Genomic DNA, 25,051 nt, shown 5'->3' with positions numbered 1-25,051 from the left:
ACTTTATCTTCAGATTTTTTGCACATAGTTCGGCACGCGTTTTTCGACGAAGGCGCTGACCGCCTCGACGAACTGCGGGGTCTGCGTGCAGAGGACCTGCTGTCGGTCCTCCAGCGCGATCACCGCTTCGAGGCTCGCTCCGTCGATCGCATGATTGAGACCGTCCTTGGTCAGGCGTAGGCCCAGCGGCGACGTGGCAAGCATGTCGCTAGCCAGCGCACGCGCTTCCTCATGCAACTGCTGCAACGTATCGACACGGCTGACCAGTCCGAGACCGACGGCGCGAGTCGCGTCGATAAAGCGCCCGGTGAGGATGAGTTCGGCAGCCACCGAAGCGCCGACCATACGATTCAGGAAGTAGCTCACGCCGACATCACAGCCAGTCAGCCCCACCTTGATGAAGGCTGCGTTCATGCGCGCATCGGGCGTCATCAGCCGGATATCGCAGGCCAGTGCGAGTGCAAGACCACCGCCGCTGGCTGCTCCCTGCACAATGCCGATGATCGGTTGCGGGCAGCGCCGCATGGCAAGGATGATGTTGCGAATGCTGTGCTGCAACGCAAGCGCGGCCTCCGCATCGCCATGCACCGGCTGAACGAGTTGCTCCTTCAGATCGAGACCGCAGCAGAAGCTGCGCCCGGCCGCCTGAAGGATGACAACGCGCGTGCTGCGGTCTCGCACAAGCCCAGAGAAGAAGTCATGCAGTTCGGCCGCCAGCGCCGCATTGAGCGCATTCAGTTGCTGCGGCCGGTTCAGGGTGACCCGCGCTACCGGACCATCCCAATCGATGAGAAGGTTAGGTTCTGCCATACACACTCGCCAGTTATAAGAATGCAGGGGTAAACACGCACGCCGTGTATCGGAGATCGGATCTCGTCATGCAAACCGATCGCGCGGACGCCGGCGAAGCTCCCACTTTATCGTATAAATGATTACAATTAATAGATGCTGCACGCAAGCGTGCTCCCAACACAACTCCTCCATACGGACGAACCAATCATGTCCAGAATTGCAGACAACACCCCTGTCGTGATCGGCGTCGGACAGGTCAGCGAACGCCTGAACACGCCCGAGTATCGCCAGTTGTCGCCGGTGGATCTGGCTGCACTGGCCGCCAGTGCAGCCTGCGACGACGCCCTGTCACTCGCGGCGCTTGCGCCGGCAATCGACGCCATCTTCGCCGTGCGCACCGTGGCCGACTCCGTGGCCGCGCCGATGCGTGCGCAAATGGCACCGTTCGGCTCGCCTGAGAACGTACCTGCCAGCGTTGCAAAGCGTCTCGGAGCCACACCCCGCCTGCTGGTCTATTCGCCCGCGTGCGGAGACGAACCGCAAAAGCTGTTGAGCGAGGCCTGCGAACGGCTGCACAGCGGCGAACTGGAAATGGCGCTCGTCTGCGGAGGCGAGGCCATTTCAACCCAGCGCGCCGCGCAAGCAGCCAAGCAGCCACTGGATTGGTCCGAACCCAGCGACGTGCCGTTCGAAAACCGTAACTGGAATATGGGCACGCTGCGCACGCGGCATATGAACGATCACAAGATGATCATGCCACCCACGGTTTACGCGATGTTTGAGAACGCGCGCCGCAAGCGCCTGGGGCTGTCGCGCGACGCCTATGCTCACGAAATGGGCCGTCTGCTGTCGCCCTTCTCGAAGGTGGCCGCAGCCAATCCACACTCCGCCGGCACCAGGAAGGTCTGGAGTGCAGAGGAAATCGCGACGATCAGCGCCGACAATCGTATGATCGCCGACCCGCACCCCATCTCGGCGGTCGCGCGCGACCAGGTGAACCTCGGCGCGGCGGTCTTGCTGACCACGGTCGGCACCGCGCGCAAACTGGGCATCGACGAAAGCAAATGGGTGTATCTGCACGGCTATAGCAGTATCGACGAGCGCGCGGTGCTGGAGCGCGAGCGCCTCGACCAATCTGTCGCGATGGACCTGGCTTATCGCAAGGCGCTGGAAGAAGCCGGGGTCGAGATCGCCCAGATCCGTTACATCGATATCTATAGCTGTTTTCCGATTGCGGTGTTCTCGGCCACCGACGCGCTGGGACTCGACGCACAGGACCCGCGCGGCCTGACCCTCACCGGCGGTCTGCACTTTTTCGGCGGCCCGGGCAATAACTACTCGATGCACGCCATTGCCGAAGTCGTCGCTCGCCTGCGCGCGGACCCTGGCACTTTCGGCCTCGTCGGCGCCAATGGCGGGTTCCTCTCTACGCATGCGGTGGGCATCTACTCAACCACCCCACGGGCGTGGAAAACCTGCGACAGCGAGGACATCCAGGCCACGGTGAACCAACTCCCCGCGCCAGCCTTCACGCGCGAGCCGGAAGGCTGGGCCACCATCGAAACCTACACGGTCCTGTACGGCAAGGAAGGTCCGACCGATGTGATCGTGGTCGGCCGCCTCGAACGCAACGGCGAGCGTTTCATCGCCAACAGCATCCAAGGCGATCGCGATACGTTGCAGGCCTTTGTCGACGGAGACGGCCTGAATCTGCGCATCTGCCTGCGTCCGCATTACCAGGGCCTCAACCAGTTCGCGCTCGATGAAGAAACCCTGAATCGTCTGCTGCCCAAGCATCCGAACCGCATTCTTCCTGCCTACGAACACGTGCTGGTGCAACGCCACGGCCCGCTGCTCGAAGTGACCATCAATCGGCCGGACGTGAATAACGCGCTGACGCCCGAGGCCAACGACGAACTCGAACAGATCTTCGATGCATTCGACGCAGATCGCAGCCTGTGGGTCGCCATCATCACTGGCGCTGGCACGCGTGCGTTCTGCACCGGCAATGACCTCAAGGCCGGCTCCTCCGGGCGTCGTATGTGGATGCCGCGCACCGGCTTCGGCGGGCTCACGAACCGTCGCACCCGCGTCAAACCCGTTATCGCGGCAGTCAACGGCTACGCGATGGGCGGTGGATTCGAAATCGCGCTCGCGTGCGATCTGATCGTCGCCGATGACAAAGCGCAGTTCGCGTTAAGTGAAGTGCGGGTCGGACTGCTCGCCGGTGCCGGCGGCCTGCAACGGCTGACGCGCCAGATCCCGTACAAGCAGGCGATCGATCTGATTCTTACCGGGCGGCGCGCCAGTGCAGAGGAAGGCCGGACCCTCGGCTTTGTGAACCGCGTGGTGCCCGAAGGCACGGCATTGCAAGCCGCTCGCCAACTGGCCGAGGAACTGCTCGAAAACTCGCCTACCTCGATCCGTCTCTCACTGGAGATGCTCAGGGATTCAGAGCGGTTCGCCAGCACAACTGACTCGATCGGGCTTCCCTATCCGGCGCTTGAGCGCCTGCTGGCAAGCGAAGACCGTATCGAAGGCATGATGGCCTTCGCCCAGAAGCGCAAGCCGCAATGGAAAAACCGCTGAGCGGCGGCTAGCTCAGTTCGTCCCGCCGCCGGGGTGGCGGCGGGCAAGACGGCGTGCCGTACGGGCGCGTCGCCACATCAGGCCAGCAAGGCCCGCAATGCGCTAACGAGGCTCAGCGGTTGATCCAGCATGATGTGGTGGTGCGCCTCGGGTATCACGACGGCGCGCCGCCCCTGCCCGATTGCCGCCTCGATATGCACGAGCCGTTCGGCATCGCATATCACGCTGCGGGCTCCGCCGATGTAGTCGGTAGGCACGTCCAACCGCCGCAACGCGGCTTGCGTCCCGAACTCGAGACGCGCAGCCGGCAACGCCGTGTCGAATTTCCAGCTCCAGCCACCCTCCACCTCGCGCACGGAGTGATGCGCGATATAGGCCAGCGCCCACGGCGGGCAAGGCTGCCCGGGCAACAGCCGGTAACGCCCGACGATGCTCGCATAGTCCGGATAGGGCTGCACGCTCCCGACCTTCTCCGCAACGCGCTCTTCGTCCAGACCCGGAAACAGAATGAGCGTATCGACGACAATCAGACGCTTCACCAGCCCCCGATGCTGGGCCGCCAGTTCAATGCTGCAGGCACCGCCAAAGCTGTGGCCGACCACGGTCACCGGCCCATCGGACACCTGACCGATCAACGACGCGAGATCGTCCGCGAAGCGGGACCGATCGCCATAGTCGGCCCGTCGGCCGCTCATCCCCATCCCCATCAGATCGACTGCCATCACGCGAAATTGCCCGGTCAGGAAGGGCGCGATGGGGTCCCAGGCATGCGTGTGCGCGCGATAGCCGTGAACCAGCAGCAGCAGTGGCTTCTCGATCTCGCTCTCGTTCCAGAACACGCAGTGCAAGTGCTCGCCTGATGGCATCAAAACCTGCCGTTCGGTCGTAGGTTGCTGGACGGCATCCAGATACCACGCGGGCGCATCGGCAGCGCGCAAGATCTTCAGCAGTTCGTCAGAAACATTCGGGGCAGAACTAACCATACTCTTCCTTATCGATGACAACTCATCGGCTTCGTCCATTTCCTCACCCGCTCCGGCATGTCTGGCTCGGGCCACCTTTAAATATTATAATCATATATCTGATTAAATCGATCTCGCGGCGAGATCGATTCTCCTCCACGCCTTGTTCGAGGTCCGCATGACTTCATTCGATTTCAACAGCAAGACCGCATTGGTCACCGGCGCATCCGGTGGGATAGGTGCGCAGATCGCGCATCGCCTGGCCGAGGCGGGCGCGGTCGTTGCTGCGCATTGTGGCCGTAACCGCGCTGCCGCCGATCAGCTCGTGGGCGAGATCCGGGCCAACGGCGGCAAAGCGTTCGTCGTCCAGGCGGATTTGCGCGACGTCGCCGGGCTGCCCCGCCTTTACGAGACGGTCACGCGCGGATTCGAGCTGGAAACGCAGCGCCCGCAACTGGACTTCCTCATCAACAATGCCGGAGCAGGCGGCTCACGACCCTTGATGCACGTTACGCCTAAGCACTTCGATGAGGAGTGCGAGATCTTGTTTCGTGGCACGTTCTTTATGTGTCAACTGGCATGCGAGCACTTGAGCGATGGCGGACGCATCGTCAATATCTCATCGAATGCGGCCAGCAGCGCATTGCCCTATCAGGCTGTGTACGCCGCGGCCAAGGCTGCGGTCAATCACTTGACGCTATCGTTCGCCCAGCATCTTGGTCACCGCGGTATTACGGTCAACGCCGTTTCTCCCGGCGCGACGGATACCGCGTTGATCGCCAACTTGCGTGCCAGAAAAGGATTCGACGAAAGCGTGCAGCGCCTGACGGCGTTGGGACGTCTGGGACAACCCGATGACATTGCGTCAGCCGTGATGTTGCTGTTGAGCCCGGAGGGCCGCTGGATAACGGGGCAAATCGTCGAAGCAAGCGGCGGAATGAGCCTTTGAGGGCGAGGCGTTGGCGAATACCCCGCGGCGCCAGTGATGACCCAGGCAGCGCCATACGCGCCCTACCACTGGGAGCAATGGGTTGTCTTTGCCCGAGCCGACCAACGAGAATCGTTATGCTTTTTTGAGCGAGCGTCGCCTATTTTGGGTAAAGAGCAACGCAAGGCAGCGTGCATCGAATCACACCCTTCATCGGCATTCGACCGCGTGTCTCTACAGTCCATCGATCGAGGATTGAGGTAGTGGAAATCCTGAAATGGGCCGTTACTGCAAGCGCCCTGATCGGCCTTGTGATAGGTATCCAGTTGTTCAACAGCACTGCCGTGGTCGCTTCAGTCACCGCTTTTTCACGCTTCGCGCATTCTGGCTGGCTGCACTGGGTATCAACCTGATGCGGTTCGGACGCTATTGCTATGCGAATGCCATAAGCAATCGTGCTTTCATTTACGATGAACTCGTCCTCGTCGTTCTGAGCATCGTCGCCATTGTCTAGATGGCCTATGAAAACATCCGTGATATTACGATTGACACGTTCGAAGGCCTTATGAAACGCTTTGCGACAAGCAACGTCTTGGCTTAGCACGGTCCGATTACGTGAGGAGTGAAAGTGATACTGGAGGATGCAGCTATTCGTTATGTGGCACTTTCGAATTTGCGTGCCCCGTCATGAATTGGCCGGTGAATTCTGGCTGGCCTCGCAGCCATTCGCGAGTACCCGCCGCAGCATGTTCTTGAGAAAGCCGGTTTCCTCGGATGACAGACCGTTCATGAGTTTATCCGAGACGGTAGTGAAGATAGTCGGCATGCATGCAGCAATGGCCTGCCCTTCGGGCGTGAGCGCGAGCCGCACAGCCCGGCGATCTTCGGAACTACGCACGCGCTCAAGCAGACCGCGCTGTTCCAGCCGGTCGACGAGGCGCGTCACCGCGCTCGCGTCGATCCCGTACTCGCGTGCGAGTTCGGCGGCCAGCACGCACTTGCCACTTGCTACCATGAGCAGCACGCTGGCCTGCTGGCTCGTGACGCCGAATTCGTTGACAGTGCGCTGGTTGATCAGGTTCGACAGGCTCGACTTCACGCGAGCGATCAGGTGGCCGGCACTTTCGCCGAAGTCGCACTCGACGACTTCGAGTGGAGTTGTAGGGGTCGGGTCTGTCATGATTCTGCTGCGCCGTCAACGGTTGACCAAGCAGGAATTATAGGGTGTGGTTAATTGCCACAGCAAGTTTCAATTCTGAATAATGACTTCGCGGTCGAAATGACGGCCGTTGAACGACCACTCCAGATCTTTCAGCTTGCTCATTGGCTCCTGATCGTCAAAAGCTCAAGGCTAACTGACTGACGCATCGGAATTGCACCACAACCAAGCGACAATAGTTTTTCGCTACATCTTTTGCATACGTTGGTATCTGCGCTACAAGCTCAGTCTGCGTGATCTTGTCGAGATGATGGCCGAACGCGGCGTATCGCTGGTCCACACGACGATCCTGCGTTGGGTGAAGCGCTACACGCCGGAGTTCGTCAAACACGGGAACCGGTTGGTCACGATAGCCGGTCGGTCGTGGCGCGTCGCCGAGACCTGCGTGAAGATTCGTGGCAAATGGCCTATTTCTACCGTGCTGTCGACCGTGCGGGAAAGACGGTCGATTTTCGCCTCAGCGCCAGGCGCGACGTGGCGGCAGCAAAGGCGTTCTTCGCGAAGGCGATCAGAACGCAGGGGCGCACTCCCGAAACGATTACGCCGGACGGCTACGCGGCGTCTCATCGGGCGGTCCGCGAGATGAAGATCGATGGCTCGCTATCCGGGCGAACGAAATTGCGATCCTCGAAGTACCTGAACAACCTGATCGAGCAGGATCACCGCCACATCAAGTCGCGGGTGAGCGTGATGCTCGGGTTCAAGCGGTTCCGGAACGCGGCCATTACCCTGTCCGGCATCGAACTGATGCATCGCATTGGCAAAGGCCAGTTCGATCTCACCCGCAAGCGCCTCAAAGATACCACTTCGCCCCCGGTCTGGATGGCGGTTCTTTCGGCTCGTTGAAGGTCCCGAAAAAAGAGCGATTTTTCGCCCACCTACTCAGTTTGCACCACAACCCTATCCACCACCTCACGCACCGATTCCGGTTTCAAGCTCGTTAAGTGCGCCTTCATGTGCCGCGAGCAGCCGTCGCACTTGATTCCGTAATTTTTGGATAACTACTGAAATTTTTCTGGTCGTACGGACATTCTGGTCATCACACCTGTCCGCGATGGCCGGTGTCGCTCAATGCCAGTTCGTCTCGACGCGCCGTATTTCAGTTCGAGCTCCTTGAACCGGGACGGGTCAAGGTCGGACGGACCTGCGCCCCTGTACCGTATGGGGCGCAGCCCTGAACCGCCTGTCGCGAAGTCAGGGGCGAGGCATTCGGTGATACGGACGTTAGGCACCAAGCTCTGATACAAATAACTACATAAAATGTAGTGAATATTACGTCTTGGTGGTTCTGCCGGCCAGAATCGAGCGTAGCCCGTCGCTACACGGTTTTCCGCCATTAAGTGCACTGGCAAAACGTGAAACATTCATCTGGAATACGACCGAAAGCGCCGCTGGTTAAGGCATTGGAGCATCTGAGAATTCTCTCTCGAATGTTTCACGGCGGCGAGATTAGCCACCGGCATGATCTGCTCGCGGTGGTCCGGGTAAGAGGCTCAGTTAGCCGACTGGCCGCCTGGAGATCGACTTGAGTACCCACCGAGTTTCTGCAACGATGCCCCGCACTTCTCAAATAAACTCCGTCGCGGCGTCCATGTCCTCAATCACCAATCGCGCCACGAAATATGCGGGCGCCATCAGGCGCCTCGTGGTTTCTCGGCGGATTGACGGTTAGTTGCGTTATTGAATTTCAATCATAAATTGCGCGACTCAGTTCCCGTCAGTATTCCCGCCGACGCTTCTGCTGGCACAGGTGCGTGGGCCGGTCATAGCCGCTGCGACACCTATGTGTTGCTGTAAGCGAGATATCGCTGAAACTGACCTCTCCCGAACTCCGTTTTCGCGGCGTCGACAGCGCCCTTCACCTGTCCCAAAGTGGCTACCCAAGAATGTTTGTGCCGCTTTCTGAACGCCGCGATGGACTGCTCGCGTTAGGCTATTCACGGGCTCACTTCTGGCTTCGTCTCCGTACGCCGCCCCTTACGCACCTATTGATAAAGCGCACACTGATATTGCGCCGCAACCTTCCGTGGCCGCCTACAAGCCGCTCCGCGCGCGTGGAAATATACTGAGCAGTGCCATTCGTCAACAATTGACTCGCGTGCAGCTTCCGTCTCGTGACGGCATGCGTTTTAGTAACGTTGCAGGTCATCAGAGCGCCCAAATCTCCGCCACTCTCTGTGCCCCGCTCGTTCGCGCCAGCATCATGCCGGGAACAGAATCCGACTACGGCTAGCAGTCCTCGTTGTGATCGCGCCGTGCCGTTTAAACAAAACGCACGGGCATGACTTCACGCAGATGCCTCAAGATCGATTTGCCAATTGGCTCGGAGAAGATCCGGACGAACCGGGGCGTGCAGAGTTTTGACAAACGCAGAGTATGGTTCATCCAAGTTTTTGACGAGATGACGCTCACCCATCAAAAGACTGCGGAGTGATCGTGGCGGCAAGCTTTGACTTTGCAAGGTGCCGACGCCACCCAACGACTTTTTGGTGCCGGTATTGCTTCATTGAAACCGGTCGGATAGACACATGCCGTGAATGCAGTGTGCCTATTAGGCGCACTTGGCGAGCCCGCTCGTGCCGCAGACCTGCATTCAGGTCTGTGCCTAAAAGGCACACTCCCGGACTAAAGAGGACGCGCGTGGCGGCTGTCCTACGGTCTGGTAGAGCACTAGTTCGACCATTCGGTTCGTACCCGCGTGACCCACAGTATCCAGCGTGTGTCAGCTTTACTGGGAGCCTGCTTTCGGGTCGGTGGGACGCGAAACAAAGGCCCCATGTGGTGACGGATATAGCTAACGGGGCTGAAGCGTTCAGCACACGTCTCACATCTGCCAGCGATTCCGCCGCTGAAGCTGGAGTCACGCGCACGAGGGTGATTAATTCGAATCGATTCAATCTGATCGGTGGTGGTCCGCTTCGCCCCTGGGCGGCCGGCATGAAACACGTCAATGTTCGCGCAGGAGTGTGCCTAAAAGGCACACACTTCGCTGGCACTACCTTCGAACCGTTGCGCGCCTTCGTTGACAACTGTGCGCCTTAACCACTTCGACACCCACCCGACGAAGCCACGCGAATATGCGACACCAATAAAAAAGCCCGCTTTCGCGGGCCCCCGATCTGCATCTCCAATTCACACTGGATCGCCGTTAAACAACTCGCTGATGACCTGGCGAATCCTCGTTTCCTGAGCGTCAGAGAGAACACCGGTCTTGATCTTCACAGTAAAGCTGTTCACGTCTTTCGTAATGCTGCCCGCGTGAGTCGTTCCAGCAAAGAACTTCTCGATTGATCGTTCGCGAGCAGATGTTCGCGAGTTTCGCCGTACAACAAGCGCCGCAATCGCCGACGCGAACTTGCTTTGATCGAGACTTCCGGACACAACATCGGGCCAAAGCTCACGAGCCGCAACTACGCCATCGTCTCCGTGCTTCTTCAACACCGTGACGATTGCATCAGCCGCATTGCATCCGATCAACGACGGCTTCAGATCCAAGTCCTTCGTAACGAATTCCGGAAGGCTTCCAAAGGAAATGAACTTATACAGACCACGGCGACTCATTCCTACGGCCTCCGCGAGACGCGTGCGGTTTGGAAATTCCTTTTCGGTCGTCCGGATCGAAACTGCGATCTCGTAGTCGGTCAAATCGTCACGACTCACGTTCTCCACTAGGGCGAGAACAGCCATGTCCTGGTCCGAACATTCGATCACCACCGCTGTAACGGCATCTTTCCCGAGCATCTTGTGCGCCCGCCAACGCCGCTCCCCCGCTACGATTTGATATCCCGCCTCGGCACGCCGGACCACGATCGGCTGCAACAGTCCCGTCTCGCGAATCGATTCTGCCAACTCGGAGAGTTTTTCCTCCGAAAACACCCGGCGGGGTTGCCACGGGTTCGGAACGATTGCTGCCACGGGAAGTTGCGAAGGCGTTCCCGAAGCCTCCAATTCCCGCACTCGAAGTTGAGCCGACGCCAGCGCTCCCGCCATCCCCGGTGCTGTCTCGGTACGTGACGCGCGACGGGCGGGATCAGGCTTTCGTTCGTCCGTGGACCGGATGCCCGCCGTTTTGGCAAGCAGTTGCTCACGAATGTTGCTCATTGTGCGGGCCTCCATTGCTTGATGAATTGTTCGTCGACCCACCGGCAGTAGTCGACTAAAGGCTGTCGCACTCGCTGCAAGGACTTCGCCTGACTGTGTGTGCTACTGATGTCGAACACAGTGGTAAATGCCAGCGCGCCGGAACTCATGACTGAACTTGCGGGGACCTCGAACGGATCCAGCCACTGACGGTAGGCGCCTTGAGCCCAGGTGCGGACAACTGGAGCCGATGATGTCGGCCCGTAATTTACGCGGGTAAGAAGCACGGACACGAAGTCGTACTTTTTATCGGCCTCGAACCTGATGAACGATTTGGCGACGTCGGAGAACAACCGCCAGAATGAGAGCGAACTGAAAAAGTCCAGATTTTCGGGCACCATCGGCATGATCATGGCGTCAGCGGCCATCAATGCATTCAAGTTGAGATACGACAGGGAAGGGGAAGTGTCGAGGACAATGTAGTCGTAGTACTTCCGCAGAGGTGCCAGCCCGTCTCGCAGCACCTGCCAGAACTTGAATCCTGGAAGCTTCATCTGCATCGCCGGGAGGTGATACTCGGCACCGACCAACTCGGTATGCGCCGGAATGATGTCGAGTCCATCCCAGTATGTCGACTGAACTTTTGCGAGCAGCCCGCCTTCAATGTCCTGATCGTAGACATAGGGCAGCACCGTCGCTTCAGGAAACACCTCCTTCTCCGCGTATAGCCCACAGAGCTCTGAAAGAGAGGCTTGGGGGTCAAGGTCGACTACCAACACTTTGCGACCACGGAGCGTCAGTCCCTGTGCAAGACACATGGTAGTCGTAGTCTTCGCAGAGCCGCCCTTCAGCTGCGAGGTAATGATAATCTTGCCCTCGAAGTCCTCGCTTGGGCCCGCGACTAGCGGTGTCTGGTAGATATCGGAAATCTGCTGGACCCAGGTGCGCGCTTCTGCCAGAGTGAACTGCCGACTCCGACTGCGCCCCGTCCCGGTGCTATGCCCTTCCGGCAACACCCCATCACCTTTCGTTATCTGGTATTGCACCTGATTACGGGTCAATCCGCACAGTTCCGCGATCTCGCCGGTCGTGAAGACCGGTGGAGTCTTGCGGGGGCGCGGGGCGAGAATTTGGTCTCGCAGTTCCGACGCATAGTCGGTCACGATGTCTGCGAAATCGCTGATTTCCGCGAGCGTGACTGTCCGGTCGATTGGAAGCGGTTGGCTGACATTGGCCATTTTCAGAGTTTCCGGTCAAAAATTAGGCTAAACGCAGAATACCGGAAAAATCCGAAAACGTCTTTATATTAGTGCCGTATTCGTCGACTTTAGCTGCTTTCGAGCTTAGCGACAGCAACCCATTGATCTTCTTCAGGGCTAACGAGCATCTTACCTGTCGCCCGGATGCACACAACCAAGTACAAAATATCTCACCTTTGTGACGGCTCGCGCGTGCTCAAGTACAAAGGTGAGCTATTTTGTACCTCGTTAGAGCAATGCATGTAATGCAAAATGACATAGAAGGGCAAGACGTGGGTCAATCGGATGAATCTAACATTACGTTTTCATTTCGCGCGCCATCTCCACCAGCAAAGGTGAGAGATTTTGTACCGCTCTATCGAGCGCTACCGACAACCAACCCTTGAGCGGTACATAATCTCTCACCTCTGAGAGGCGTCTCTAAACGAAGACCGAACGGCCCGTTTACCGGCGCTCCGTTTCTTGCGGCGGAGTCAGCTTTTCTTGGCTTGGGTTCGACACTCGCCGAGCCCGGAACACCAATTCTTCCCTTGAGATCCTCAAGAAAACTCGGACCATATCCGGACGTTGCCTCGTTGGGTAATTACTCTGGAAACAACCCAACGATGTGACAGCTGTGGAGAAAGCGGTTTGGTGCACCGGGTTTGTATGTTGTTTTAATAAAAAATAACGAACCTACAAACATACTGGACGAAGAATCTTGTTTAAAACCAGATACTTATGCACGAAAAGTGAGAGATGGTGTCCCAAAGGTGAGAGTTCATGTACCACAAAGGTGAGAGACACTGTACGCAGAGGTGAGACTAAGTGCGAAGGGGAGGTGAGAGATATTGTCCTGAAGCGAACAGATGCGATACGACTCAATGCATGCCTGTGGACAACCCTTCGGACGCGCTTCGCTATTGGGATCGACCAGAATTCTCCGTGTGTAAAGGTGAGAGTTTGTGTACTAGAGGTGAGAGATTTTGTGCGTCCGTGCTGTGGGATCGATGTAAGGTGAGAGATCCCCGTTGACATCTCACCTTTATGTGCTACAGTCAGTTGAAATTTTGAGGGTAAGAACGGCTCCATGATCACGGACCTGGCATGAATGGCAGAATTGACCGGCGGGTGACACCGCTCCAGTATGCACTCGACCTTTTTGTCGAAAACTCGCCGGCTCAGAGAGCTATTCACGAACTCGCGTCAGACAAGGACATCGGATTTCAAAAGAATCGGGTGTTTGCCCGAATCGTCGGCCTTGGGCTGTCCGCGCGGCGTTTCGTTGACGCGGCTTACTTCATCGTAGCTCAAGAGCCAGAAGTCAAGGAGGCCTACGACGTCACGCTCAGCTTTTTCAAGTGGCTGATGCGCTACGACAGCAAAAACAAAAAACACTTTTCCAGCGTTATACGTAGCGTCAAGTCGTCCATGCTCGAGGTGACAAGCGCGCCGATCGTCTCGGTTGATCCGGCTGGACGGTTGGTCGATCAGTCATCTGACGACCACGACCTCGATGAAGAGGGCCAGACGGATGATGCGGGGAAAGCCGCAATTGTTTCGATCGCTGATGAAGATGGCGACTGGCTGGAGTTGATCGGCCGGGTAAGCGTTCGAAACGGCCGGATACGATTCCGCGTGCCTGTCGAACTGCAGAGACTCATCAAAGATCCAGAGAATTCGTACTGGACGAGCTTGCTGGTGACATCAAGGTTCACCCTGATCTACGCGAGAGGCATCTACGACCACGTGCAACCTGCCGTCGCCAATGGCGTAACGGAATGGCTGTCCCTCGACCTGATACGAAACCTCCCGGGGAAATCCTGGGCGAACAACGCCGAGTTCAAATACTTCAAGCGTGACTATCTCGAGCCTGCCGTCAGGCAAATTAACGAGCTGTCCGATATCGACCTGTCATATGAGACGCGAGCTGGAACGCCTGGGTCACGCAAAAAGGATCAGATTCGCTTCAAGCTCAAGCGAAAGAATGGCGCATTGGCGTCCAAGGCCGCGATGCTCAACTCTGTGGCTCTTTTCCAGACCCTGCAGAACGAGTTTGGCCTGACTGACAAGCAATTTGAACGAATCGAGGACAACCGGGCTGTCTGGACCGACGAGCGAATTCAGCAGGCGATCGACTACACGCAGTGGACGATCCGCCAGGGCACCAAAGTCAAACGAGCGTCTGCGTACCTGATGAAGGCCCTGTCGGAAAACTACCGCGTGGCCGAAGCAGACCGGCAAGTTGAGCTCGTGCAGATGAAACTCGCCGAGACGGCTGCGGCCGAAAGTGCGGCCAAGCTTGCTTCCCGTACCGCCGTCGCCGAAAGCGTGGCGGCAGCAGATGCGGCGGCGAACCAGCGTCGTGAGGACGAGGCGAAACACGCGCGAGAATCTTTCGCGGCGTTTGACAAGAAAATGCGAGAAGAACTCGTTCGCAAGTTCGTCGCGCAGAACGTGTTCGGACTTCGCGCTATCGAGCGCCAGGGGATCAAACCGGCAGATGTCACGCATGAGAACATTATGGAATTGCCCGGCATCGCAAATACGTTCAGCCATTTCGTCGCGTCAGAATTGAGGAAGGCCGCGCGGGCACGGCAATTAAAAGACTGATGCGAGACATGAGATGTGCCGGAGTAAATGAGCGTGCACCTGTAATCGAGCCGTACTCAAGGGACGCGACCACAATCTCCATCGAGCGCATCGAGATCAACGGCTATCAGCGCTGATTCCCCGACGCCTTTTGATATCGAGAACGGTCTCGCTGTCGGGTAGCCACGGAAGCGGGCGGCACGGTCCAATGCGCGAGTGACATACAAGCCTGAAATGCCGTGGTCGATGACGATGTCGACAGCTCTTTCGTGAAATCGTCGACGATTGTCAGGCACTTCAGGCGTCGCCCACCGGCAAGCGTACGCGCTCAGCCGCGGATGGGCGTCCGCATCAATTCGGACCGTCAGCTCAAGATGCGCGTTCGTCACTTCGTTTTCCCGTGCGTGTTACGTTGCGGCTGGTATTTCACGCTGGTCGGTCGGCCAGCGCTGACTTACCGGCAAAGAGAAATCCGCGCGCGTTGACCATCAGGGGATCACGCAACACCTGGACCGGAATGTCGCTGAAAACCTTTGTGATCGCTGGCCGGAAGAACTCGCCGCCGCCCCCAGTGAGGCAGATGCCGGCGAGATTCTCGGTCGAGCCGGCGTGGCCATAGATTTCGAGCACACTGGCATCGAGCTGCGCCGCGATTCCTTGCATGAAAGGCTTAGGCGCGATCGGTCAGTCATACACCGTATAGGGTGTCTTTGTGTGCAGGCAGTGCTCAAGTTGATCGAGGTTGCTGATCGGCTTGCGTAGATGTTGCGCGATGGTATCGGCCACCGTTCGGTAGATTTTGCTTATCCCCGCCTCCAGCCCAAAGCCGTGCGCATGTTCCAGCGTGAGGCCGCGGACGTGCAAGACGTCAACGCTGTAGTAGCCAACGTCGATCACGAGTTGAACGTGATGTGCACAATTAATTCGGAGTGCGTGATTTATACCACTCAGCAATGATCCAAACGGCCGGGAGGCACGATGGTGTTGCCAATGTGATGGCGGCCAAAGCCAAAATCAACCGCGCCACGAATCGACACAAGGTGGTCGTGGTGCTTCTCAAATGTATGCACAGCTATGCCGACCACAAGGACATCGATTTGATTCAGTCCGACTGACACAGACCCGCAGCCAACAGGGTGGTGTGCCACGTGTCAATTGTGGGGAGGTGCCGGCGAGCGTCGCCTTTGTTGCGAGCGCTAGGGCGCGTTGTACGTCGCATTCTTGTAACTTCGTTAAGGCTCGCGCGAGGTCAGGGGGCCGTCGAGCTTTAACTGCGTGACCGCATACTCACGGAGGTCCGCAGGGGTTGACTCGGCGCGGTGCGTGCAGGACGCGAGGGCCGGGAAGTTGTCAGTCACTTCGCCCTTGCGAGTGATGTCATTATCTGCACAGTGGTGACGATCGCCGTCCGAAGACTCGCCATGATAAAAAGCCATAACTGCGCCGAGTTCCCTAAGCTTGTCCTCCTGCAACGTCTGCTGCTTCATCCCGTTTTGTCTTCCTTATCCACCCCGAACCATAATGCAGGGGGGGCGCTCTGCGGTGGACTTGATCAGCTCTGCCTTAGAGAATCCTGAGGTTGCGGATCCTGCCGATTGTCGGGGAGCGCTCGACGATCAGCGTGGCAATGAATTCAGGTAGCAAGGCGCGCGGCACGTTCGCTGGAATATCGGCGACGACCTGCGATGGAACGTGAACGATGAATTCGTCCGGCGCAGACGCCAGGCTATGTTCGTAACTGACGCAAATTTCCATGTGGTTTCGTTTTGGGGATGTCATCGCCAGCTACACATTTAGCGTGCGCTGGCGTTGGGCCGGGCTCTGGGATCAGTGTAGCGCTGGATGCCTGTCTTTGCCCTGACGAGCACGGGCAACGCTGTTTGCGGGCACCAGTACGTTCTGCCTTTAACCGGGCGTGGTTACGGACCGCTGTTTCTTTTCCTTTGCGACACACGTGCGGTGTGTCTGGTCTCCATCTATGGGGGCCGGTTACCATAGGGCTGGTTATTGCCAACAGTCTAAAGGTTGCGTGCGGTTCACTCACGCCCGCGTCTGTTAGCCGACTCACGAAAGTGAAGCGCGGTGCGCGCGCCGAGAGTTGTTCCCCGGCGGTGAAACACGAAGAGGCTACTGTGCGACCTGGCGTTGGCTGTCTGTGAATCGACTGTCTTGGGCGGCCAGATCTACCAGCTTTTCAAGATGATCACTCGCCTGGACAACGATCTCCATACGGGTCACGCAAAGCTGGCGGTCGTACTCGTTGACTACGGCAGTGAGGCCCTCGATCAACGAATCAGAAACATTCCATATCCCGCTGCGATCTGCCTCGAGGAGTACTTCACCGAGGCCACGCTCCACGCGTTCAATGTCCTCGATATCGAGCTCTCCATGTCCCGCCCTGGTGATAAAGCTCGCGATGATGACGATCTGGGAAACGAGATTGATCAGGGAGCGGTCTGCTTCGCCATTGCGCAGGCGCTCAACTGCGATCCGCGCACGCAGCGCAAGATCCGAGGCTTCCGCCCGCGGCATGGGAAGAAACAGCGCCTTCGCGTGTGCTCCCGATGGCCGACGCGGCGATCGATAGATCTTCTTGTTGGGCATGTCCAGTAAAAACGGCCGATTAATTCCGGGACGGTAGGTTGGGATCTTTCCACCAGAGTCAAGGGCGAACGCCAAAAGCTACCCTGAATCATCACGCGTTTGCGGTTCCAGCCAGGGCTGGGACGGTTGCGACCTGGAACGGCCTAAGCCGTCTCGCAGCTCTCCCCGGATCGCCGTCATGGTCTGGCTGGACGCACATCGTGTTAGTGCAGCCACCGCCGGCACACGTGCGGCCGTGGGCGAGGAGGATGTGGATCAGGCGGCGGTCGAGGGGAGTTGATTCACGGCAGATCCTGGCATTAATGCAACTAACCGTCGGTCAACTCCACACACAGCCAACGCCTGCCGGCGGCAGGAGTCGATCGGCAGCGAGGATGGGGTAATGGATGACAGGTCCGCTCTGCGATATCCAGCCGGGACGCGGGCCGCGCAGGATAGCCAGGACAAGTGGTTCCCTGAAGCCCGGGGGCGTTGGACAGCCGTTTAATTGCGATACTCGGCTGTCACTTCACCAGCCTGTTTCGATTGTTGCGATTTCGAATAATTCGATTTAGACTGTGCGTTGTTGAATCAGGAGCATCTTATGAACACCACCATGCACCCTACGACGCTGCCTTCGGAGCAGGAGGCGGAACTAGCCAGGACGTCGGGCAGGGATTTGTCGGTTGTGTTGTCGAGCCGGGCCGAAAATCAGCAGTTCGAGTTCAGGGACGACAGGGGGGAGGTGCGCACCGTAACGCTGCCGACGTCGTTCGTGCGGCTGATGGTTGATGCACTCGCAGAAATCGGGAAAGGCAATGCGGTATCGATTATCCCGATCCATGCCGAGCTGACATCACAGGAGGCGGCGGACGTTCTGAATGTTTCGCGCCCGTACCTTATCCAGCTTCTGGACAAAGGCGAGATTCCTTTCCGGAAGGTGAACACGCATCGACGCATCCGCTACGACGACGTGATGGCCTACAAGAATCGCGTCGATGCCGATCGTCGTGCAGCGCTTGAAGAACTTGCGGCGCTTGATCAGGAAATGGGACTCGAATAAATGGCATCGAGTTTCACCGCGATCTACGACGCCTGCGTTCTCTATCCGGCTGCACTACGCAACCTGTTGATGCATCTCGCGCTCACCGACCTGTTTCGTGCGCGCTGGACTGATGCCATACACGACGAATGGACGCGCAACCTGATCAAGGATCGTCCTGATCTGGATCCCGCAATGATCTATCGAACGCGTGACCTGATGGACAGGCACGTCCGGGATGCGAAGGTTGTGGGCTATGAGCAGTTGATGTCAGCGGTTCAGCTGCCGGATCCGGACGACGCCCATGTCGTAGCGGCAGCCATTCACTGCCATGCGTCGACCATCGTCACGCTCAACCTCAAAGACTTTCCACCTGACGTGCTGGCGCTGTTCGGCATCGAGGCGCAACATCCCGACGATTTCGTTGTCGGTTTGTTTAACCTGAACCAGATGCTGGTGCTTCGAGCGATGGCGGACCATCGGCGCTCGCTACGCAATCCGTCAAAGTCGGCCCATGAATACCTCGATACGCTGGCGTCTCAAGGCTTGACGCAGACCGTCTCGGTCATCAGACCGTACGCCGCCGCGATCTGAGATGACCCGGAAGCGCCGCGCATTCCGGCAGATCTGATCGCTCATGCGTTGACCGGATACCCGACCTGTTTTCGGCCCACGCGCGTGTTCCGGCGTCCGCCGGGCAGGGAACCGGGCGTCAACCATCCGGAGGCCCCTCATGGATGCCCGGATCGACTTTTCGGCAGCGTCGATCATCTTTCTCCACGCCAGGTGAATTACGGCCAGAGAGGGGGCTGCCTGCATGCTGTCAATCGTTTTGTCCTCACGTCGCGCTTGATGATGTGGCTTGTCATGCCGGCCTGAGGCTTTTCCTTCATGCTGTCCGTATTCTTCACGATGAAGAGCGGGTCATGCGGCGAAAAGCGGCACCAGTTTGGGGGTGTTTCAGGCTGAACGTGGTGGCGAGTAGCTCTCCGGCGCTGACACCGGAGTTCCCCACGGGTGCAGATTCCGGCTACGCCAGACCATCTGGACTGCTATCTGTCTGATGCATGGCGCGCCGGAGAACGATGACGCAGAGGGCGACCACGCCGATCGTGGCGGGAACAATGTGTACGTCGCGTGGTGTAATCATTTGATCTCCCTGCCGTGGCGAAAGCCTGTGGCCGCATCGCTCTGTCGGGCATTCAACCTCGCATCGAGTGCCTGCAGGGTCCCGAGCGCAGGGCCCGCCAGGCCGACGCCGCGGTAGCTCGCGATCCGGAAATCATGCGGGTTGATGCGGATGATGCGTCGCCCCATCTGTTCACTGAAGTGGCGTACGGTCGGGATCGCCTTGCCGGCACCGAGCTCAACCACGACCGGATTGCGGAGCCGGGCACGCCAGCGCGTCCAGTGCTCCCGCTGTCGGGCGAGGGTGGTGTCAATCCATCGGGGATCGTCAAACAGCAGCATGTTGGGGCGGGCAACCTGCCCACAGCGGGGGCAGGTGGGCAGGTTGCTCAGGAGTTGGCACCTGGCCATTTCGATGACGGGCTGGAAATCGTCTGCCGGCCAGATGGCCGCATCACAGCCGTCGATACACTGCAGGTAGTGCAGCGAACCGTGGCATTCCATGATCCGCTCGCGGTCGTAGCCGGCTTTCTGGAATGCCCCGTCCACGTTGCTCGTGAAGACGAAATACCCCTGTTCCATCTGCCGCGCCCAGTGCAGGAGGATCTGGAATCCCTTGTGGGGATGCGTCCCGCGGAAGCATTGCAGCAGATACCCGTGGAAGCCCCATGCGAGTCGTGGCGCCTTGCGTATCGCGATCTCCGTGGAGATCCTGGCGAAATCCATGTTCAGGTGCTTCAGCGCGGGCCAGGCCTTCCAGAGCCCATGCCGACCCCGAAATGCGGGCAGGCCCGAATCCACGCCCATACCTGCACCCGCTGTGATCAGCAGGGCGTCCGCATCCCGGAGCCACGCCACGGCCTGATCGAGTTTCTCCTCGTCGGTCAACGCCATTTTATTTCTCCTTCTGGTTCGCGAGATTCGCGATCGCCGCAATCCCTGCCTGCATCCGCGCAGCAGCAGCCGGATTGGCGGAATGGACGAGGATGAGCGGTGGCACGAACCCGCGCAGCGCAACGGCTTCCTCGATCCAGCGGATCACGTCGTAGCCGGTGCCGCGGCTGTCGTCACCAAGATCGTGATCGAGGCTGACGGCTTCCACCCTGCCTGTCTCGAGCAGTGCAATGACCTCATCAGGCCAGTACGCCCGGACCCAGCCTTCAGGGGTGACGCGTTCATCATCAAGAAAGATTTTCATCGTGGAGGCCACCGTGAAAGGAAGTGGGCGGGGCAGACTTTTGTCGCGAACGTCAGGGTGGTCATCGGCATCCTTCTTCGGCCAGAACACCCTGATCCAGGCATCCAGGAGGGTCATGTCGACGATCCCTTTTCCGGGTAACCCGATCCTGACCGTCCAGCGGAACGACACATCGTGGGTGACGGACTCGACGGGCATGCAGAACGTCGTCGAGGTCGTCCCGGGTGCGCGGCATGGTGGCCTCGTGCCCGGTGAACGGGTGTGTCCCGGATGTGGCGTGGCCGCATGCCGGGACGCGTGCGTGGGCGTACGGCGGCATATCGGCGAATTCGACCTGAAGGCGGTCGGGCGCAGCAGTGCAGGTGACGCGTGCTGCGCCGTCGCAGGCTGGACCGTGACGCAGGCATGCAGCAGGCCGGTCGATGCGGGTCCAGCGTGCACGTCCGGTCGAAGCACGTCAGCCGGGGTGGCTGTTTCAGCGAGCGGGCGGGAGCCGGCGGCTGGCCAGTCCGGATCGCCGGTCAGCGTGACGGGTATGCGGGAGCGCTGGATTAGTCGATCGCGCAGCGATCGCCGGATCAGGCAGGGTCTCGCGGGTCCGGGAGATACGGCAGGAAAGTCAGTCATGGGTGGTGTCCACGAAAAGGGAGGGGCGACCTGCGGGGCATCCATGCGTGTGATGCCCGCACAGGCGGAACATGGGGCTAGCGCAGCGGCCCGTCATGTATGCCGTCACGCCGCGGCAGGAACAGCCGGCACGGCACCTTGAGCGCCATGCGCAGGCGCAGTTGGCGTCGCCGCCGGCTGCGTCGTTGTCCGAGGCGAATGGCCCGACGTCCCAGGCCTGTGCGGTTCGGTCTGTCGCGGCTCATGCGGAACAGCCAGCCCGACAGGCTGATCGGGACCCGTTCGGCAATGAGCGACGAGGCGGTGGGGTTGAGCGGATAGCGAGGCACCCGGCGCCGGTGGGGAGTGAGGCGAAACCAGAAGCGATCGCGGTGGGAGCGGATAACCATGATCGTGGTCTCCTCAGCGACGCGTGACGCGCCGCAACCAGCGCCAGGCGATGACCAGCGGCAGGAAGTACTCGCGCAGGCAGATCCTGGCCTCGTCAACGACGACCTGCCAGAGGGTACGGGGTTCATTCATGAACGGGTTCTCCCATGTGAAAGTGAGTGAAATTGAGTGAAACGCATGACGGATAACCGGGCCACCCGAAACGGGCCAGCCCATCTGTTGCTGCACGGCGCTGTGCAGGCAGAACCAGGTTCTCACGGGGTTGAACGAATGCAAGTCGACATCCGGGCGCAGCAAAGTGCCGGCGAGGTGCCGCGCAATCCATCCAATCCACACAACAGGCTTTGCGCCGTCTCCTGCCAGGGGGCCGGGCATACCGGCACAGGCGGGTGCTCCCGGAAATGCCGGCTACACATCGACTGCGATGAACGGCACCGCAGGACATGCGGCGCGGGGGTCGGCTCGCCGACGGGCGGCAGCATCCGGGCCGTGCGCGTTGTGCCCGGAAACGGGAGGCAGGCCGGTGGGCCAGGGGCCCGGGACTGGGGCAAAAGAACGACCGCTGGGTGCGCAGGCGGGGGGCACCGGCAGGCTCCGCCCCCGGCGCGCAAGCGGCTGTCCGTGGCTTCGGTCAGTCGATGCACGGCCGGATCCGTGTTGCGATCCGTTCGCCGGTCGCGCAGCTTCGCCTGCTGCAATCTTTCGTCGCGCGAAGTCAGATTCCCGGGCACCTGCAGCCATCCGGAAGAATGCAACCCGGCTTCAGATCGGTCACTCTCCGGCGCCGATGCCGATGCCGAGGGCCCGGGCGGCGGCCTGCATGTCCTCAAGGGACAGAACACGCTCTTCCTCTTCCTGGCCAGCGAGAAACCGCGCGGCGCTCACACTGATGGCCTCGGCAATGAGCGCCTGTGCATCGGCAATGGGGCGACCGCACAGCAGCATCACGGCCAGTTCCTCTGCCTCCGACTCCATCACAAGCTCCAGATCTGCCTGCCGTTCGCGCAACGTCGTCTCAATCCACGCGCGCATGTCTTCGTCCGCGGGCACATCAAAGCGGACCTGCATGGCAAAGCGCCCGCCACGCAGCACCGCCGGATCGAGCACATCCGGATGATTGGTGGCCGCGATGTAGATGACATCGGGTGTCCGGCCGCCGGTGCCATCGATCGTGGCGAGGATCCGGTTGGTGAGGGCCGGGACGTTCGAGTGACGCCGGTTAGCCAGGACCGGCTCGGCCTCGTCGATGAACACGATGGCCGGGCGCTGGTCCTTCGCACGGCGCACGAGCTTTTCCCATTCATCGGGGCGGGCCATGAGGTCGGTGCCGGTGGTAGACAGGAACAGCCACCCAGACTCCTTCGCAAGCGACATTGCGGCCATGGTTTTGCCGGTACCGGGCGGCCCGTAGAACAGGATTCCGCGCGGCAGGGTACCGCCGAGCTGGGTGAAGTCCCAGACATTGCGCAGCCGGTCCCCGAGGCCGGTCAGCATCCCGCGCGAGGCCTCGGGCATGACGATGTCCTCGAGCGCGACGACGTGCTCTGGAAACGTGCTGCGCTGCCCCTGGATGTGGCGCATGGCCCGCGTGGCCAGATCGAAGGTGATGGTGCCGTCGAACGCACCGTCGCGCTGCATGTCGCGCAGCTGCGGGCCGAGGGCAGCAAGCCGCGCGGCGCTAAAACCTTCCCAGCGGCGTGCGAGCTCGTCGACGACATACCTGTCGACGGCTTCCTTTCCGAGGTACCGGGCGATGGCTACCCAGATCAGGTAGCGGCGGGACTGGAAGTCGGGAGCCGGAACCTCGATGTGGAAATCAAAGCGCCCCGGGCGGATCGCGGCATGGTCGAGTTGCTCAATAAAGTTGGTCGCTGCCACCAGCACCACTTGTGCGCTGCGCAGGTCGACGATTTCCTTCAGCAGCGTGTTGACCACGTCCCGGTCCATCGAATGTCCCATGCTCGCGCCATCGCGGGGCTTGAGGAACGAGTCGACCTCGTCTATGAAGAGTACGCAGGGGGCACAGCGGCGTGCGGTACGGAAAAGACCGCGCAGCTTTTCGGGGGTCTCGTTGATCCACTTCGAGGCCATGTCGCCGAAGGCGACGGACAGGAACGGGATGCCGAGTTCACCGGCCAGCGCTTCCGCAAACATGGTTTTGCCGTTGCCGGGCTCGCCATGGAGCAGGATGCCGTTGCGCGGCTCGCCATCCAGACCCGCCAGGATGTCCTGTCCGGCACATAGCAGGCGGTGTTTTGTGTCGGCCATGCCGGCAAGGTGCCTGAACGAACCTCGGGCACGACGCACGAGGTCGCTGCAGTCGTGCGGGATCGCACCAGTCGTGACCGGCACCGGATTTGCCGGACGCACAGCTGGGCGGGATGTCGATTCCGCGCGCAGCGGTGGGGCGGATGGCGCCGAAGAGGAGGACGTCGCCGATGCGACAACAGCTTTAGCCGGTGCCGCCGGAGCGGATGCAGCCACTGGTGTGACGACAGGAGCGGCCGGAACCGTTGCGCCTGCAACGGCACGGGAGTGCTTGATCTTGTGACGCAGCGGAATCCATGCGCGGGAGCCTTCGACGAAGAATGCGGACTTACGACCCGAAAACGGTTTCTGGATTGAAGAGTATTGCATGGTGACCCCGTGAGTGAGTGGACCGGACGGTTCCGGTCCGTGCTGTTGCCGCAGATCGCTGCGGGAGACAGAACCAGGGTCTCACGAGGTTGGGCGGATGCAAGTCCGTGCCAGGACGGGCTTCAAACGATAAAAAGATTTTGCAACGACGGCAACATAACGGCGAAAGGGCACCCGACTGGAAAGTTCACCTTCAACGAAATCAACGGGACAGGCTTTCCGGGACTGTCAGCGGCTGACATTTTCCGCGCAGTGTTTGCGTGAGCTTCGGGTGAAAATGCTCCGGTGATATGTGTCAGGACTCCTGTACGCCGATTTCCGTGCCATCTGTTGTGCACGGCGCAATGCGTGCGGGCGAAAGCAAGTCTTGCCAGTGCGGCAGGCCGGTGTCGATGGTTGTTCGAGCCGTCAGCTGAACAGATGCACGCCCGATGAGGGCCATTTTGACAGTGTTCTTCGCTGTGTTGAGTGGCGAAAGCGGCAGCATTTCGCACCACATTCGCCGATCCGTCTTCCAGTCGCTGCGGTGTGGCCGTCGGAGTGTTCAAGACCACTGGCTGCTGTATAAGTGTCCCGACGCGCCTGGCGCCGCCGCTTGTCGATCTGACGCATTGCAAGGAGCGCCTGGAGCGTTCGCTTCGCCGGCGCCGCAGTAACCCGATTAACTCGTTGGACCCGCATTGCCTTTCCCGGCGGGATTGTCGGCGAGCAGGGCGGGCGCGTCGCGGGGCTACGCGTCGCCGTCCTCCTGACCGGGAAAAGCCAGCGCCTCGCGCGAACGATCGACGGGCATCGGCACTTCCGGGTTCTTGTGCGCGAACGCGATGACGTGGCCGATCAGGTGATCGAGCCCGTCCTCGGGCGCTGCGTCGATGAACCGGAAGTCGTCACGCTGCATTGCGGGCTCCCTTCCGGTGTACGTCTATGGGAGAGCGGCTACCTTTGTCGTGTGTGTTCATGGGAATGCCCTAAAGTTTGCTGTCGGCTTGCCGAAAAATTGGTTATGGAAGACGGAATCGTCTAAGGAATTCTGCAGAACTCATTCT

General features: G+C 59.7%; 25 protein-coding genes and 1 pseudogene. 8 read left to right on the top strand and 18 right to left on the bottom strand.

What is annotated here, in order from left to right:
* Positions 1-9: 9 nt before the first annotated feature.
* Positions 10-810, bottom strand: coding sequence for an enoyl-CoA hydratase/isomerase family protein (locus D1Y85_RS16605; RefSeq protein WP_124152156.1), 801 nt, complete (start codon positions 808-810; stop codon positions 10-12).
* A 135-nt stretch (positions 811-945) separates the two neighbouring features.
* Here D1Y85_RS16605 and D1Y85_RS16600 point away from each other — a divergent pair, with 135 nt between their 5' ends.
* Entirely contained in the window at positions 946-3,381 is a 2,436-nt protein-coding gene (locus D1Y85_RS16600) for an enoyl-CoA hydratase-related protein (RefSeq protein WP_221410306.1), read from the top strand.
* 77 nt (positions 3,382-3,458) lie between these two features.
* Here D1Y85_RS16600 and D1Y85_RS16595 read toward each other — a convergent pair whose 3' ends face one another.
* The gene (locus D1Y85_RS16595) at positions 3,459-4,403 is read right to left on the bottom strand and encodes an alpha/beta fold hydrolase (protein WP_124152155.1); all 945 of its coding nucleotides are present in this window, start codon (positions 4,401-4,403) and stop codon (positions 3,459-3,461) included.
* A gap of 103 nt (positions 4,404-4,506) precedes the next feature.
* On the opposite strand from D1Y85_RS16595, the gene D1Y85_RS16590 reads away from it, so the two are divergent.
* A complete protein-coding gene (locus D1Y85_RS16590; RefSeq protein WP_124152154.1) occupies positions 4,507-5,292 on the top strand; it encodes an SDR family NAD(P)-dependent oxidoreductase in 786 nt (261 codons plus the stop codon).
* Between the two features lie 242 nt (positions 5,293-5,534).
* Entirely contained in the window at positions 5,535-5,684 is a 150-nt protein-coding gene (locus D1Y85_RS27100; protein WP_185219014.1) for a hypothetical protein, read from the top strand.
* 272 nt (positions 5,685-5,956) lie between these two features.
* Here the strand turns inward: D1Y85_RS27100 and D1Y85_RS16585 are convergent, their stop codons facing one another.
* Entirely contained in the window at positions 5,957-6,451 is a 495-nt protein-coding gene (locus D1Y85_RS16585) for a MarR family winged helix-turn-helix transcriptional regulator (RefSeq protein ID WP_124152153.1), read from the bottom strand.
* Between the two features lie 175 nt (positions 6,452-6,626).
* Between D1Y85_RS16585 and D1Y85_RS16580 the strand changes: the two genes are divergently transcribed.
* Positions 6,627-7,336, top strand: a protein-coding gene (locus D1Y85_RS16580; protein WP_246024950.1) for an IS6 family transposase whose coding sequence is annotated in 2 segments (ribosomal slippage) — positions 6,627-6,897 and positions 6,897-7,336 — 711 coding nt in all. Because the reading frame shifts where the segments join, the coding sequence is not laid out codon by codon here.
* A gap of 2,286 nt (positions 7,337-9,622) precedes the next feature.
* Here D1Y85_RS16580 and D1Y85_RS16575 read toward each other — a convergent pair.
* Both D1Y85_RS16575 and D1Y85_RS16570 read right to left on the bottom strand, forming a co-directional pair.
* Complete coding sequence (locus D1Y85_RS16575) at positions 9,623-10,591, bottom strand: ParB/RepB/Spo0J family partition protein (RefSeq protein WP_124152152.1); 969 nt, start codon at positions 10,589-10,591, stop codon at positions 9,623-9,625.
* Positions 10,588-11,808, bottom strand: coding sequence for a ParA family protein (locus D1Y85_RS16570; RefSeq protein ID WP_185219013.1), 1,221 nt, complete (start codon positions 11,806-11,808; stop codon positions 10,588-10,590). The genes D1Y85_RS16575 and D1Y85_RS16570 overlap by 4 nt, the downstream gene beginning before the upstream one ends.
* 1,107 nt (positions 11,809-12,915) lie before the next feature.
* Here D1Y85_RS16570 and D1Y85_RS16565 point away from each other — a divergent pair.
* Positions 12,916-14,421 (top strand): replication initiation protein, encoded by a 1,506-nt coding sequence (locus tag D1Y85_RS16565; RefSeq protein ID WP_124152151.1) that lies wholly within the window; start codon positions 12,916-12,918, stop codon positions 14,419-14,421.
* Positions 14,422-14,570: 149 nt separating this feature from the next.
* Here D1Y85_RS16565 and D1Y85_RS16560 read toward each other — a convergent pair.
* The 3 genes and pseudogenes from D1Y85_RS16560 to D1Y85_RS16550 all read right to left on the bottom strand — a co-directional run.
* Positions 14,571-14,719, bottom strand: a pseudogene (locus tag D1Y85_RS16560) (integrase catalytic domain-containing protein); the annotation flags it as partial.
* 107 nt (positions 14,720-14,826) lie between these two features.
* Complete coding sequence (locus D1Y85_RS16555) at positions 14,827-15,063, bottom strand: hypothetical protein (protein WP_124152150.1); 237 nt, start codon at positions 15,061-15,063, stop codon at positions 14,827-14,829.
* Positions 15,064-15,084: 21 nt separating this feature from the next.
* On the bottom strand, positions 15,085-15,297 hold the full coding sequence (locus tag D1Y85_RS16550) for a hypothetical protein (protein ID WP_124152149.1): 213 nt from the start codon (positions 15,295-15,297) through the stop codon (positions 15,085-15,087).
* 56 nt (positions 15,298-15,353) lie between these two features.
* Between D1Y85_RS16550 and D1Y85_RS27095 the strand changes: the two genes are divergently transcribed.
* Positions 15,354-15,515 carry a hypothetical protein gene (locus tag D1Y85_RS27095; RefSeq protein ID WP_185219012.1) on the top strand — a complete coding sequence of 54 codons (162 nt, stop codon included), beginning with the start codon at positions 15,354-15,356 and terminating at the stop codon, positions 15,513-15,515.
* Positions 15,516-15,632: 117 nt separating this feature from the next.
* Here the strand turns inward: D1Y85_RS27095 and D1Y85_RS16545 are convergent, their stop codons facing one another.
* The 3 genes from D1Y85_RS16545 to D1Y85_RS16535 all read right to left on the bottom strand — a co-directional run bounded on the left by D1Y85_RS16545 (position 15,633) and on the right by D1Y85_RS16535 (position 17,079).
* Positions 15,633-15,887 carry a hypothetical protein gene (locus tag D1Y85_RS16545; RefSeq protein WP_124152148.1) on the bottom strand — a complete coding sequence of 85 codons (255 nt, stop codon included), beginning with the start codon at positions 15,885-15,887 and terminating at the stop codon, positions 15,633-15,635.
* A gap of 76 nt (positions 15,888-15,963) precedes the next feature.
* Complete coding sequence (locus D1Y85_RS16540; protein WP_124152147.1) at positions 15,964-16,155, bottom strand: hypothetical protein; 192 nt, start codon at positions 16,153-16,155, stop codon at positions 15,964-15,966.
* A 372-nt stretch (positions 16,156-16,527) separates the two neighbouring features.
* Positions 16,528-17,079, bottom strand: coding sequence for a hypothetical protein (locus D1Y85_RS16535; RefSeq protein ID WP_246024946.1), 552 nt, complete (start codon positions 17,077-17,079; stop codon positions 16,528-16,530).
* 508 nt (positions 17,080-17,587) lie between these two features.
* Here D1Y85_RS16535 and D1Y85_RS16530 point away from each other — a divergent pair.
* Positions 17,588-18,046, top strand: coding sequence for a helix-turn-helix domain-containing protein (locus D1Y85_RS16530; protein WP_124152146.1), 459 nt, complete (start codon positions 17,588-17,590; stop codon positions 18,044-18,046).
* Positions 18,047-18,619: a PIN domain-containing protein gene (locus tag D1Y85_RS16525; protein ID WP_124152145.1), complete on the top strand. Its 573-nt coding sequence runs from the start codon at positions 18,047-18,049 to the stop codon at positions 18,617-18,619.
* 552 nt (positions 18,620-19,171) lie between these two features.
* Here the strand turns inward: D1Y85_RS16525 and D1Y85_RS16520 are convergent.
* The 7 genes from D1Y85_RS16520 to D1Y85_RS27085 form a co-directional block, all read right to left on the bottom strand.
* Entirely contained in the window at positions 19,172-20,047 is an 876-nt protein-coding gene (locus tag D1Y85_RS16520) for an SIR2 family NAD-dependent protein deacylase (RefSeq protein ID WP_185219011.1), read from the bottom strand.
* Between the two features lies 1 nt (position 20,048).
* On the bottom strand, positions 20,049-20,549 hold the full coding sequence (locus D1Y85_RS28015; protein ID WP_342773474.1) for a cyclic-phosphate processing receiver domain-containing protein: 501 nt from the start codon (positions 20,547-20,549) through the stop codon (positions 20,049-20,051).
* Between the two features lie 506 nt (positions 20,550-21,055).
* Entirely contained in the window at positions 21,056-21,367 is a 312-nt protein-coding gene (locus tag D1Y85_RS16510; protein WP_124152144.1) for a hypothetical protein, read from the bottom strand.
* Between the two features lie 13 nt (positions 21,368-21,380).
* Positions 21,381-21,743 (bottom strand): hypothetical protein, encoded by a 363-nt coding sequence (locus D1Y85_RS27090; protein ID WP_185219010.1) that lies wholly within the window; start codon positions 21,741-21,743, stop codon positions 21,381-21,383.
* 396 nt (positions 21,744-22,139) lie between these two features.
* Positions 22,140-24,005 (bottom strand): AAA family ATPase, encoded by a 1,866-nt coding sequence (locus tag D1Y85_RS16505; RefSeq protein ID WP_124152143.1) that lies wholly within the window; start codon positions 24,003-24,005, stop codon positions 22,140-22,142.
* Between the two features lie 295 nt (positions 24,006-24,300).
* Positions 24,301-24,492, bottom strand: coding sequence for a hypothetical protein (locus D1Y85_RS16500; protein WP_124152142.1), 192 nt, complete (start codon positions 24,490-24,492; stop codon positions 24,301-24,303).
* A 243-nt stretch (positions 24,493-24,735) separates the two neighbouring features.
* Positions 24,736-24,903: a hypothetical protein gene (locus D1Y85_RS27085; protein WP_185219009.1), complete on the bottom strand. Its 168-nt coding sequence runs from the start codon at positions 24,901-24,903 to the stop codon at positions 24,736-24,738.
* Positions 24,904-25,051 lie beyond the last annotated feature (148 nt).

The sequence above is a fragment of the Paraburkholderia dinghuensis genome, assembly GCF_003837865.1.
Classification (GTDB): domain Bacteria; phylum Pseudomonadota; class Gammaproteobacteria; order Burkholderiales; family Burkholderiaceae; genus Paraburkholderia; species Paraburkholderia dinghuensis.
The sequence above is the reverse complement of the archived record's forward strand: the minus strand, read 5'-3'. Positions and strand labels throughout refer to the sequence as shown.